Below are 13248 nucleotides of genomic sequence, written 5' to 3'. Positions count from 1 at the left end.
TCAGCGCGCCGGCACGCCCAGTTCCTGCAGCAGCCACGGCGCGGGATAGACCTTGTCCATCAGCCAGCGCATGTAGCGCAGGTCGACGTGGATCGCGCGCTTGTAGCGCGGGTCGAACATCCAGCTCGCGCTGACCGCTTCCCAGTTGCTGTCGAAGTTGAGGCCGACCAGTTCGCCCTTGGCGTTGAGCACCGGCGAGCCGGAGTTGCCGCCGGTGGTGTCGAGGTTGCTGAGGAAGTTCACCGGCATGGTGCCGGACTTCGGGTCCAGGTAGCCGGCGTAGTCACCCTTGGCGATTGCGTCGAGCAGCGGCTTGGGCGCATCGAACGGCGCCGTGCCGGTGTTCTTCTCGACGATGCCGGCGGTGCTGGTCAGCGGCTCGTAGCCGACCGCGTCGCGTGCTCGCAATGGCGTGACCTTGCCGTAGCTCACGCGCAGGGTGGAATTCGCATCCGGGTAGACCGCGCGATTCTGCTGCTGGCGATAGGCGATCAGCGCCTGCATGTAGGCCGGGCGCAGGCGAAGCAACTCGCCTTCGCGCGCCTTGCGCTCGTCGTCGATGCGCAGCAGCGCCGGCTGCAGCTTCGCCGCCAGTTGCAGCAGGCTGTCGTCGGTAGCGGCCAATGCCGCGGCATCGGCGTCCATCCAGCGCAGGCGCTGCGCCTCGTCACCCAGCCGGGTGGTGGCGTAGACGCGATCCAGCGTGGCCGCCAGCTCGGCCGCAGTGCGGCCGAACGCGGCATCGAACTCGGCCACATGCTGCGCGGCGGGCAGCTGCTGGTAGCGGGCCAGCAGCGCGCCCAGCAGGCGCTTCTCGACGACCGGATCGTAGCGACGCTGGACCTGGCGCAGGCCGCTGACGATCAGTTCCTCGTCGCGCTGCTGGTAGCCGTTCTCGCGTTCGGCGTCGGGTTTGGCGCGCTCGTGCGCCAGCCGCTGCAGGCGCAGCGCCGAGCGCAGCAGCTGGGTCTGCGACTGGATCAGGCCGAGCAGCAGGTCGCGCTCGCGGGTGGCGTTGCCGCCGGCGATCAGCGCCATCGCCGCGTTGATCTGCGGGCGCAGCGCCTTCGCCGTGCCCTGGCCGTCCAGCCAGGCCAGCATCGCTGCCTCGTCCTGCTGCCGCACCGCAACTGCATCGCTGCGCTGCAGGCCGTCCAGCTCGCCGCTGAAGCGTTTGATGCCGTTCTTCAGCGACTGCAGCTGCGAGGCGTAGCGGACCTTCGCCTGTGCGTCCTTCTCGCCGGCGTCCTCGATCACGTCCTGCAGTTGCTTCATCGCCGCCACCGACGCGGGCAGGCGCCATTGCACCTGGTCGGCGAACTCGGCGGCGCTGCGGTGGCGGTAGGTGATGCCGGGATAGCCGGCCAGCATCACGTAGTCGCCGGCGTTGACGCCTTCGCGGGCGATCTGCAGGTGCGCCGGCGGCGTGTACGGCCGGTTGTCCTTCGAGTAATCCGCCGGCTTGCCGTCCGGACCGACGTAGGCGCGCAGCACGGTGAAGTCGCCGCTATGGCGCGGCCACACGAAGTTGTCCACCTCGTCGCCGTAGTTGCCGATCGCGCGCGGCGGCGCGTAGACCAGCCGCACGTCGCGCAGCTCCAGCTGCTTCACCAGGTAGAAGTCGCGACCGTAGAACATGGTGGCGACGCTGCAGCGCATGCCGTCCTCGTGCTCGCACGCGGCGACCAGCGCCTTGCTCGCCGCGTCCACCGCGTCGTAGTAGGCGCGCCCGGTCTTGCCGCGGGCATGGGCCAGCACCTGGTCGGTGACCTGGTCGAAGCCGACGGTGACGCGCAGGCGGAAGTCCGGGTTGGCCGGCAGCTCCTCGCCGCGGTCGGCCGCCACGTAGCCCTGCTCGATCAGGTTGCGCTGCGCGTTGCTGTTGTACTGGATCACCCCGAACGCGACGTGGTGGTTGGTCAGCACCAGGCCCTGGTCGCTGACGAAGGCGCCGGTGGCGCCGCCGACCTTGACCACCGCATTGAGCGGCGCCCTGGTGAGATCGGCCAGGTCGGCCGGGATGCCGCGGAAACCGGCGCTGCGCAGTTGCCTGGCGATATCCGGCAACTGGGAAGGCATCCACATGCCTTCATCGGCCTGTGCCGCCGGGGCCAGCATCATCGCCACCGCCAGGCCCATCGTCTTCAAGCGCATTCGTTTTTCCCCTTTGGGTGATCGCATAAACTTGCGACCTTAGAACGAAGCGACCGGCCCGGCAACGCTGCACTGCACAGCGTCGCGGGGATGGCGTCACGCTGTGGATGGCCCACTTGGACCGCGTATCGCACGGACGGACCCGCCACCGATCATGGCCGGTGCCCTTCGGCCACTGCGGCGCCGGTGTCGGGAAGAATCACCGGCAGGGCTTCTCTGCGGCCGCGCCCGCCGCGATTTCCGGCGGCGGCAGCGCCAGGAATACGGTGCTCCACAGCTGGGCGGCGTTGGATTCGTCCTCGTGCGCGCCCTCGGCGCCGAACGGCTCGATCCGGTAATGCCCGCCGACATACGACCACGACCACAACTCCGAGGTGCGCACCGCATCGGCGGCGCAGATGGCCCGCCACAGACGCGCTTGCGCCTCGGCCAGATGGGTACGGGTGGTCGCAGGCAGATCGCTGCGGGCGAGCTGGCGTCGCAGGCCGGCCGCCATCACCGCCTGCTGCCAGGCCCAGATCACGGTGCCGTGGTAGGCGTTGTTGCCGAAGCGCGACCATACGTCGCGACCGGCGTAGGCGGGATTGGCGACCAGCATCCCCGCATCGGTCATCAGGCCGGCCGGGAACGGCCGCATCAGATTGCCGACGTCGCGATCCAGCACGGCCGCATCCGGCCGGCCGAACAGCAGGCGAAAACCCTCGTCCGAGTGCAGTACCGGGACCGGGTGGCCCTGGGCGTCCAGCGAAATGGCGGGAAATTCGAGGGCGGAGTCGTCCAGCGCCTTCAGGGCCGGCGCGTCCGGCACACCGATCTGTCTGGCATAGTCACGCACCTGCTGCGCGGCGCGCTCCCTGGGCAGATGCACCGCGAACAGGGCACTGGCGTGCTGTTCCCAGCCGCCGGCGCCCGATGCAGCCGAGCGCAGGCGTTCGCGCTGCGCCGGCGTGGTGTAATCGTCCAGCAGGCCGGCATCGAGGAATTCGCCGATCGCGCGCAACGCGGCAGGCATCCAGACCGTGTTGACGTCGTAGGGATAACGACCGCGGCCGATGCCCTCGTTGCTGTCGCGCCACTGCCCCACCGGGCTGTTCGGCTTGAGCGCGATCAGGTTCGCGTACACCGGCTTGCGCGCGAAGGCTTCGCTGCTGGCGGCGACGAACAGCAGGTTGCGCGCCAGCGCATCGCCATGGCGTTGCCCGTCGACCTTGCCGGCCAGGAACGCACGGGCGCCAGCGCGGCCGCGTGGGTCTTCCAGCAGCCACGCGGCGGCGACCGGCGGCAGCATGTAGTCGTCGTCGACCATCACATAGTCGTAGATGGGCTTGGCCGACGGCTTGCCCTGTTCCTTGAGATGCTGCAGCACCGCGAATTCGCCGATGCCTTCCTCATGCGCGACCTGACCGTCGGGCGAGAGCCGCGCCAGCACCGAGGCGATGCCGGCGTCGACCGCGGCCGGCTGCAGCACCGGCATCAGCAGGCGCAGCGACATCAGCGTGTCGCGGCCGAAATAGGTATCGAAGCGCCAGGAGCCGGCGAGGAACTTCTCGCGGTAGCTGAGGAACTGCAACGCCTGGCGGCTGCGCACGTCGGCCCGCGCATGCTCGTTGAGCAGGTTGGTGAACGGCGTCAATGGGGTCTCGCCGGTGCTCGCCTCGATGCGCAGGTGCAGCGGCTCGCCCGCGCGGTTCGGGCGCAGCAGGATGCGGCTGCCATCGCGCTGAAAGCGGCCGTTGTCCGTGCTCAGCGCAATGGCATAGCCCGGCGCGCCGTCCAGCCGATTGCGCCGCCATTGGGCGGAGCGCTCCGACAGCTGCGGCACCGCGGCGGTCTGTGGCGGATAGCCCTGGCCGAGCTGGTAGTCGCGCAGCACGCGGACGCTGCCCAGCACCGCGTCCTTCAGCACCAGCTCATCGGCCGCGACGCTGGCCTCGGCGACGATGCCGTTCCAGGCGTGGCCGTCGACCATGCGGTGTTCCCCCTTCACCTCGCCCAGCGTCCAGCGCACCGGCGCGACGGTCGGCTCGAACCACACGCCCGCGCCGCTGTCGCCGGCCGGGAACGCCACCAGCACGCGCGGCTTGTTGCCGGAGCTGAGCAAGAGGTGGGCGGCGATGTCGCCATCCTGATAGAACGCATTCTCGATGCGCCCTTCGGCGATGCGGAACTGCAGCGGCGCCGACGCGGCCCGATCGGTAGCCAGCGCCGGCGATACCGCCGGCACCGCCAACAGCGCGACGGCCAGCAGCGCCACCCATCGGCGACGCAGCGAGGAAACGACGGCGGGCAACAGCAGCCTCGGATCGGCAGCTGCGGTCGTCGTGAGGCCTGTCGTCTTGAAGCGCATGCGTTTCTCCTGCAGCTGGTCGAAGAAATTTGCAACCTTAGATTGAAGCAGCCGGCGCGGCAACGCTGCACTGCACGAAGGCGGCAGCCTGCCCCGCCTCCTATAATGGCCGTTTCCCCGCCCTCTTCCCACGGAAATTCCCATGCCGCAGACGATGAAAGCCCTGGTCAAGCGCAAGCCCGAGCAGGGCATCTGGATGGAAGACGTGCCGCTGCCCGAGGTCGGCCCGAACGAGGTGCTGATCAAGATCGAGAAGACCGCGATCTGCGGCACCGACCTGCACATCTACAAGTGGGACGAGTGGAGCCAGCGCACGATCAAGCCCGGCCTGACCATCGGCCACGAGTTCGTCGGCCGCATCGTGGAGATCGGCCCGGGCGTGACCGGCTACAAGGTCGGCGACCGCGTCTCGGCCGAGGGCCACATCGTATGCGGCCACTGCCGCAACTGCCGCGCCGGCCGCCAGCACCTGTGCCCGAACACCATCGGCATCGGCGTGAACCGCAACGGCGCGTTCGCCGAGTACATGACCATGCCGGCCTCGAACCTGTGGCCGATCCCCGACCAGATCCCGTCCGAGCTGGCCGCGTTTTTCGACCCCTACGGCAACGCCGCGCACTGCGCGCTGGAGTTCGACCTGATCGGCGAGGACGTGCTGATCACCGGCGCCGGCCCGATCGGCATCATCGCCGCCGGCATCGCCAAGCACGTGGGCGCACGCAACGTGGTGGTCACCGACGTCAACGACTACCGCCTGAAGCTGGCCGCCGAGATGGGCGCCACGCGGGTGGTCAACGTCACCAACCAGTCGCTCCGGGACGTGATGAAGGACCTGCACATGGAAGGCTTCGACGTGGGCCTGGAGATGAGCGGCAACCCGCGCGCGTTCAACGACATGCTCGACTGCATGTACCACGGCGGCAAGATCGCCCTGCTCGGCATCCAGCCCAAGGGCGCCGGCATCGACTGGGACAAGGTGATCTTCAAGGGCCTCACCCTGCAGGGCATCTACGGCCGGCGCATGTACGAGACCTGGTACAAGATGACCCAGATGGTGCTGACCGGGTTCCCGCTGCAGAAGGTGCTCACCCACCAGATCCGCATCGACGACTTCCAGAAGGGCTTCGACCTGATGGACGCGGGCAAGTGCGGCAAGGTGGTCTGCTCCTGGGGCTGAGCGCGGGCGCACCTCGAATTCACGGAGCGGCGATGCCCGTTTCGTGAATGTCGCCGGGCCACCCTAACCGCTGCTGACGCAGGCGTCGGCCGATCCTTCACCCATCCCGGGCTTCTCCGTACACTGCGCCGATCCGGGCGGGATGGCCGACAGCCGGCATGGCGCATTCCGCGCCACTGGGCCGGGTGCCCATGGGGGTTGTCCATGATCGATCGTCATTTTCTCGCCGGGCCACGCTGGGTCGCCGTGCGGGAACGCGCCGAGAGGCTGTACCGCTCGCACCGCCTGCGCCGCAACCTGCTGATCGCCGCGATCGTGCTGCTGGTGTTCGGCCTGCTGGGCTTCTTCGCGGCGCCGCCGATCATCCGCTCGCAATTGCAGACACGGCTCGGTGCGGCACTGGGGCGCACGGTGACGATCGGTGCTGCGCACCTCAACCCGTACACGCTGCGACTGGACCTGGACCAATTGCACATCGCCGACGCCGACGGCCACTCGCCGTTCGTGGACGTGGACCGGCTCACCATCAACGCATCATGGACCTCGCTGTTCCGGCTGGCGCCGGTACTGGACGAGCTGGCCGTGCAACGGCCGCGGATCCGCCTGGTACGTACCGGGCCGCAGCGCTTCAATTTCTCGGACATGGTCGAGCGATTCTCCCGTCCGTCCGACCCGAACGCGAAGCCGGCGCGCTTCGCGCTCGCCAACATCAGCGTGCACGGCGGCGACATCGCGTTCGACGACCAGGTGCTGAAAACCAGCCACCGCGTCGACCGGATCGAGGTGGGAGTTCCGTTCCTGGCGAACCTGCCGGCCGATACCGACCTGTTCGTGCAGCCGCTGCTGGCGATGCGCGTGGACGGCAGCCCGTTGCGCATCGAGGGCCAGACCAAGCCGTTCGCGAACAGCCGCGAATCGGTGATGACGTTCCAGATCGACCACCTGGACCTGCCGAAGTACCTCGCCTACGCGCCGACGCCGCTGCCGGTCGCGGTGCCCCGCGGCCAGCTGTCCGGCAAGCTGGAACTGCATTTCGTGGTGGCCCAGGGCGGCAACCAGTTGCGCCTGGGCGGCGGCCTGGCCCTGGACGATTTCGCGCTGAACAATCCCGACGGCGTGGCGTTGCTGGAACTGGAGCGCGGCACCGCCGAACTGGTCGACGTGCAGCCGCTGCAGTCGCGCTACCACCTGGGCGCGATCTCGCTGGACAAGGCCACCCTGCACTACCACCGCACCGCCGGCGGCCACAGCAACTTCGATTCGCTTGCCGCACCCGCCCCACCCGGGCCGGCCGGTCGGCCCACCGAGGTAAGGATCGACACGCTGAGCCTGAGCGCCAGCCGTTTCGACTACGTCGACCTCGGCTCCAGCGGCGATGCGCCCGGCACGCTGCAACTGGAGAACCTGCACGGCACGCTGCGCGGGCTGTCTACCGTGGCGGCGCCGGCAGCCGCGCTCGACATCGCCGGCCAGCTCAACGGCGGCGGCGTCGCCGGCAACGGCGGTCTCGATCTCGCCGCCGCGCGCTTCAACGGCAAGCTCAAGCTGCAGGGCGTGCAGCTGGCGCAACTGCAGCCGCTGGCGCTGCCGCAGCTGAAGGCGACCGTCGCCGGCGGCACGCTGGATGCCGATGGCCAGTTGCGGGCCGAATGGGGCAAGGCAGTGAACCTGCACCTGGAACCGGCCGCCCTCGCGGTGAACGGTCTGGCCCTGAAACGGCGCGACGGCCAGGCCACGCCGCTGGCCTGGAAATCGCTGCAGCTGAAGATCGCCATCCTCGATCTCCTCAGCCGCGAGGCCCGCCTCGACAGCGTGCTCGTCGACGGGTTGAAGCTGGACCTGCAGCGCCAGCGCAACGGCACGATCGACCTGGCCGCGCTGATGGGCGCGCCGCCGGCGCCGGCGAAAGGCGGCACGGCCGCAGCGGCACCGGCGTGGCGCTGGAGCGTGGCGAACCTGCAACTGCAGGACAGCGACGTGACGTTCAAGGATCTCGCCGCCGACCGGCCGATGCCGCTGATGGTGCATGCCGACCACTACAGCATCGACGGGCTGTCCGACGACCTGCGCAAGCCCCTGAAGCTGGCGCTGACCGGCAAGCTGGGCAAGGGCGACTACGGCGTCGAAGGCAGCGTGAAGCCGCGGCCGCTGGAGGCCGACCTGCACCTGAAGGCCACCGGCGTGGACATCGCGCCGCTGCAGTCGCTGATCAGCGTGCCGCTGAACGTGCACATCGCCAGCGCCCTGCTCAGCTTGGATGGGCGCGTGCGCTACAGCGACCGTGGCAAGGCTCCGGCCTGGGTGGACTACCGCGGCCAGGCCACGTTCGGCCGGGTCCGCATCCAGGACAAGCTGACCGGCGACGATTTCCTGCGCTGGCACTCGCTGACCGCCTCGGGCATGGCCATCCGGCTGGGCCAGGGCGCGCCGCGCGCCGACATCGGCGGCATCGCGCTGAGCGACTTCTACACCCGCGTGATCATCAACGCGAACGGTCGCCTGAACCTGCAGGACGTCGTCGCGAATCCCGCGGCGGCCCCGGTATCGGTGACCCGCGAACAGGGAGCCGCGGCAACCCCGGCCAAGCCCCGGCCGGCCCCCGCGACGACGACCGCGCCGGCCGCCGCGGTGGCCGCGGCGCCGAACGCGGGCCCGGCCGCGGAAATCCACATCGGCCAGATCACCCTCGCCCGCGGCGAACTGAACTACACCGACAACTTCATCAAGCCGAACTACACCGCGAACGTCACCGGCCTCACCGGCAAGATCGGCGCCTTCGGCACCACCGGCGGCACGCCGCCGGCGGAGCTGGTACTGCAGGGCAAGCTCGACGAAAACTCCCCGGTGGACATCAACGGCACCATCAACCCGCTGACGCCGGTGGCCTTCCTCGACATCAAGGCGAAGGCCGACGGCGTCGAACTCTCGCACCTGTCGCCTTATTCGGGCAAATACGCGGGCTACCCGATCACCAGCGGCAAGCTCAACGTCGACGTGCACTACCAGCTCGACCAGCGCAAGCTGGCCGCGAACAACCATATCTTCATCACCCAGCTGACCTTCGGCGACCGCATCGAAGGCACCGGCGCGAGCCACCTGCCGGTGAAGCTCGCGGTGGCACTGCTGAAGGACACGGACGGCAACATCGACCTGAACATCCCGGTGTCCGGTTCGCTGGACGATCCGCAGTTCAGCATGGGCAGCTTGGTCTGGCATGCGTTCGTGAACCTGATCACCCGCGCCGTGACTTCGCCGTTCCGCCTGCTGGCGTCGATCGGCGGCGGCAACAAGCCCGACCTGGGCTACGTGGAATTCGCGCCGGGCTCGGCCGTGCTCGATGCCGGAGCCAGGTCGCGGCTGGAGCAACTGGTGGCATTCCTGCAGTCCAAGCCATCGCTGGCCCTGGACATCTCGGGCCGCATCGACCCCAGTGTCGACGAGAACGGCCTGCGCAAGGTGATGGTCGACGACCTGGTGCGCCAGGCCAAGGCCGACGACGACGGCAAGCACGAGGATCCGGCCACGCTCCAGCTCACCCCCGACGAATACCAGCATTACCTGGTGCGGGTGTACAAGCGAGCCAAGTTCCCGAAGCCGAAGAACATCATCGGCCTGACCAAGTCGCAGCCGCCGGAGGAAATGCACCAGTTGCTGGAAACCAACATGGCGGTCGATGCCGAGGCCATGAAAAAGCTGGCCGAACGCCGTGCGCTGGCCGTGCAGGCGTGGCTGAAGGGCAAGCTGGACGACAAGCGGATGACGCTGCAGGCACCAAAGCTCGACGCCAAGGGCATCGAGGACAAGGGCAAAACGACGCGCGTGGATTTCGGCTTGCACTGACGCAGCGACGGGAGCGGGGCCGGCCGCTCGTCCCCTGCCCGCGGCAGGCCGCTACAATGGGTTTTTCCCGAGGCCCGGAACCCTGCCATGACCTACTCCGCCAAGGCGCGCTACGCCAGCGAACTCGACGCCATCCGCGAACATGGCCTGTTCAAGGCCGAGCGCATCATCACTTCGCCGCAGTCCGCCGAGATCGAGCTGGAAGGCGGCCGCAAGGTGCTGAATTTCTGCGCCAACAACTACCTGGGGTTGGCCGATCACCCCGAAGTGATCCAGGCCGCCAAGGACGCGCTGGACACGCACGGCTTCGGCATGGCCAGCGTGCGCTTCATCTGCGGCACGCAGGACCTGCACAAGCAGTTGGAGGCGAAGATCGCCGCGTTCTTCGGCACCGAGGACACCATCCTCTACGCCGCCTGCTTCGACGCCAACGGCGGCCTGTTCGAGCCACTGCTGGGCGAGGAGGATGCGGTGATCTCCGACGCGCTGAACCACGCCTCGATCATCGATGGCATCCGCCTGTGCAAGGCCAGGCGCTTCCGCTATGCCAACAGCGACATGGCCGACCTGGAGGCCCAGCTCAAGGCGGCCGACGCGGCCGGCGCGCGCACCAAGCTGATCACCAGCGACGGCGCGTTCTCGATGGACGGCTTCATCGCCAAACTCGACCAGATCACCGCACTGGCCGCAAAGTACAACGCCATGGTGCACATCGACGAGTGCCACTGCACCGGCTTCCTCGGCGACACCGGCCGCGGCTCGGCCGAGGTCAACGGCGTGATGGACAAGATCGACATCTTCACCGGCACCCTGGGCAAGGCACTCGGCGGTGCGCTGGGCGGTTTCACCACCGGCCGCAAGGAAGTGATCGAGCTGCTGCGCCAGCGCTCGCGCCCGTACCTGTTCTCCAACTCGCTGCCGCCGCACGTGGTCGCCGCCGCGATCAAGGTGTTCGACATGCTGGCCAGCGCCGGCGACCTGCGCGACAGGCTCAAGGAAAACACGCGCCATTTCCGCGAAGGCATGACGCGGGCCGGTTTCGACATCAAGCCGGGCATGCACCCGATCGTGCCGGTGATGATCTACGACGCTCCGAAGGCGCAGGCCATGGCCAGCGCCCTGCTGCAGGAAGGCATCTATGTCACCGGCTTCTTCTACCCGGTGGTGCCGCAGGGCCAGGCGCGCATCCGCACGCAGATGAGCGCGGCGCACACCCGCGAGCATCTCGACCGGGCCATCGACGCGTTCACCAGGGTAGGCCGGAAGCTGGGCGTGATAGGCAATTGACAGCACGCCACGTCTTGTAGGGCGGGCACTGCCCGCCGGCTTTTGACGGCCAGAGCGGCGGGTGGTGCCCGCCCTACAAGACGTGGCGGGCGTCGAGCGCTCTCACTTCACCCTCACTCAGTTGACGCCACTGCCCTTTCGCCAGTTCGCCCAACACAAGCGGCCCGATCGCCACCCGGACCAGGCGCAGCACGTCGAAACCCAGTGCGCCCAGCAACCGGCGGATGTGCCGGTTGCGCCCCTCGTCCAGCACCACCTCCAGCCAGGCGTTCTTCTCGCCCGTGCGCAGCAGCGACACATGGCGCGCCCTCAACCAGTCGCCGGCGTCCTCCGCGCCTGCCAGCATCGCCGCCAGGACCGATGCGTCCGGCTTGCCCGCCACCTGCACGTGATAGGTCTTGTCCAGGTGCGTGGCCGGGTCGGTGATGGCGGCCGCCCAGCCGGTGTCGTTGCTCAACAGCAACAGGCCCTCGCTGGCCTTGTCCAGCCGGCCCACCGGTCCCAGCCATGGCAAGCCGGCGGCAGCCAACGCGGTGTAGACGGTGGCGCGCCCCTGCTCGTCGGACGCGCTGACGACCAGCCCGCGCGGCTTGTTGAAGGCGACATAGACACATTCGGCGGACTTCACCACCTGGCCGTCGACGGCCACCTTTTGCCGATCGATCAAGGTCGGATGGTGGGGATCGCGAACCACCCGGCCATCCACGCTGACGCGACCGTCGCGAACCCACTGCTCGGCCTGGCTGCGCGAGCACGCGCCCAGCTTGGACAACACGCGTGCCAACCCGTGCCGCGGCGGCGGCGCGGCGGCGGCAGGAGGTGCGGGGCGGAAAGACGGACGAGACATCGCGCTAGGGTATAGGCCGGGGCCACGATGCGACAACAAGACGCACCGCGGCCACAGGGGAGCAGCCAAAAAAAACCCGGCCGAAGCCGGGTTTTTTCATTGCTGTGTCGCGCGGTCCGGTTACTGCTTGACCTGCAGTTCCGTACGGCGGTTCTGCGCACGGCCGGCGTCGGTGGCGTTGTCACCGATCGGGTCGTTCTTGCCGTGGCCGATCGGGCCCTCCAGGCGGCTGGCAGCGATGCCGTGGCTGGTCAGGTAGTCGTACACGATCTTCGCACGACGCTCCGACAGGCTCTGGTTGTAGGCATCGGTACCCTTCGCGTCGGTGTAACCGGCAACCGTCACCTTCACCTGCGGGTAGCGCTGCAGGGTGTCGATGGCCTGGTTCAGCACGGCGATCGAATCGGCGCTCGGCTCGGCCAGCGACTTCGAGATATCGGTCTCGCCCTTCTTCGGGCGATCGTACTTGAAGTTCACGCCGCGCAGGTCGATCACGACCTTCTGCGGGCAACCGTCCGGGCCGACGATGGTGCCGGCGGGCGTGCCCGGGCACTTGTCGTCGCAATCGTTGACGCCGTCGTGGTCGCTGTCCATGGTCGAGCAGTCAGCCGGCGGCGGGGTGGCCGCTACCGGAGCCGGAGCTGCTGCCGGTGCGCCGAAACGCGAAACGATGCTGAAGCCCAGGAACCAGTCGCCGTAGCCGCTCTTCGCCGGCTGGGACTTGTCGTCCCAGTCGTAACGGTAGCCGGCTTCGGCACGGAAATCCGAGCTGTCGGTGATCGTCTTCGACACGCCGCCGCCCAGCTCGGCAGCCGGCGACCAGCCCTTGTCACCGGAGTTGTGATGGTTGCTGCCCATCACGCCGGCGAGCAGGTACGGACGCCAAGCGTTCCAGTCACCCATGTAGTAACGCACGGCTGCGCCGACGTTGTTGTTGGACCAGCTGCCGCCACCGACGCGGGAATCACGATTGCGCTTGGTGCGGTCAATGAACCCGTCAATCGAGACATTCGGCGCGATGAAACGACCTACGCCCAGGCCGTAATAGAACTGGCGGCTGTTGGTATTGCGATCGGTGTCGTTGTAGTAACCGCCCACGGTCGGCGCGATATACCAACGGCCGTCATAGGAAGACGTGGCAGCGGTGGTACCGGCGGGAGCAGCGGTGTCCTGCGCATGAACGGCACCTACGCCGCCCAGGGCCAGCGCGATCAGAAAATACAAGCCCTTACGTTTCATCAGGTGTCTCCTCGTTTATTAGATTTCGCATCCGTTCAACCCCAACCGGAAGTCGCACGTCAGAACTGAACTACTTCATTCAGGACTCTTGCAGCCCCTGCTTGGTGTTTTCCTGCAACAAGCGGCGGAGAGTGTAGCAAAATCGTTAAGTGGGTAGTGCTTTAACATCGTTGCCACACCATTCTGGTGAGGCTTTGTTCAGGAAAGTTCAGTGGCTTGCACGTGATCGATCCGCGTATGGAAGCTGGTGTCGCATACAGCCCCTGCATTGACGCTGGATCCCCAGGTGGAAGCGGATTGGCAAGGCAACAGCCGACATGTGGCGGCTGCCTTGCCGTTAATTATCCACTCACACCG

Annotated in this window: 7 protein-coding genes; 3 read left to right on the top strand and 4 right to left on the bottom strand. The window is 67.9% G+C overall.

Going from position 1 to position 13248, the window contains the following annotated elements:
* Positions 1-2154 (bottom strand): S46 family peptidase, encoded by a 2154-nt coding sequence (locus RHOFW104R8_RS04940; protein WP_082823535.1) that lies wholly within the window; start codon positions 2152-2154, stop codon positions 1-3.
* A gap of 199 nt (positions 2155-2353) precedes the next feature.
* A complete protein-coding gene (locus RHOFW104R8_RS04935) occupies positions 2354-4501 on the bottom strand; it encodes a hypothetical protein (protein ID WP_235604322.1) in 2148 nt (715 codons plus the stop codon).
* 142 nt (positions 4502-4643) lie between these two features.
* Between RHOFW104R8_RS04935 and tdh the strand changes: the two genes are divergently transcribed.
* The 3 genes from tdh to kbl all read left to right on the top strand — a co-directional run bounded on the left by tdh (position 4644) and on the right by kbl (position 10805).
* A complete protein-coding gene (gene tdh, locus RHOFW104R8_RS04930) occupies positions 4644-5678 on the top strand; it encodes an L-threonine 3-dehydrogenase (RefSeq protein WP_201028717.1) in 1035 nt (344 codons plus the stop codon).
* Between the two features lie 204 nt (positions 5679-5882).
* Positions 5883-9518, top strand: coding sequence for a DUF748 domain-containing protein (locus tag RHOFW104R8_RS04925; RefSeq protein WP_068091553.1), 3636 nt, complete (start codon positions 5883-5885; stop codon positions 9516-9518).
* An 87-nt stretch (positions 9519-9605) separates the two neighbouring features.
* Entirely contained in the window at positions 9606-10805 is a 1200-nt protein-coding gene (gene kbl, locus RHOFW104R8_RS04920; protein ID WP_068091556.1) for a glycine C-acetyltransferase, read from the top strand.
* Between the two features lie 73 nt (positions 10806-10878).
* Here the strand turns inward: kbl and RHOFW104R8_RS04915 are convergent, their stop codons facing one another.
* Together RHOFW104R8_RS04915 and RHOFW104R8_RS04910 are read right to left on the bottom strand one after the other, a co-directional pair.
* Positions 10879-11652, bottom strand: a complete 774-nt coding sequence (locus RHOFW104R8_RS04915) for a pseudouridine synthase (RefSeq protein ID WP_068091559.1) — start codon at positions 11650-11652, stop codon at positions 10879-10881.
* A gap of 120 nt (positions 11653-11772) precedes the next feature.
* A complete protein-coding gene (locus tag RHOFW104R8_RS04910; RefSeq protein ID WP_068091561.1) occupies positions 11773-12891 on the bottom strand; it encodes an OmpA family protein in 1119 nt (372 codons plus the stop codon).
* Between the last annotated feature and the right edge of the window lie 357 nt (positions 12892-13248).

Source organism: Rhodanobacter sp. FW104-R8 (genome assembly GCF_001617365.1).
Classification (GTDB): domain Bacteria; phylum Pseudomonadota; class Gammaproteobacteria; order Xanthomonadales; family Rhodanobacteraceae; genus Rhodanobacter.
This window is presented reverse-complemented; position numbering and strand designations above follow the sequence as displayed.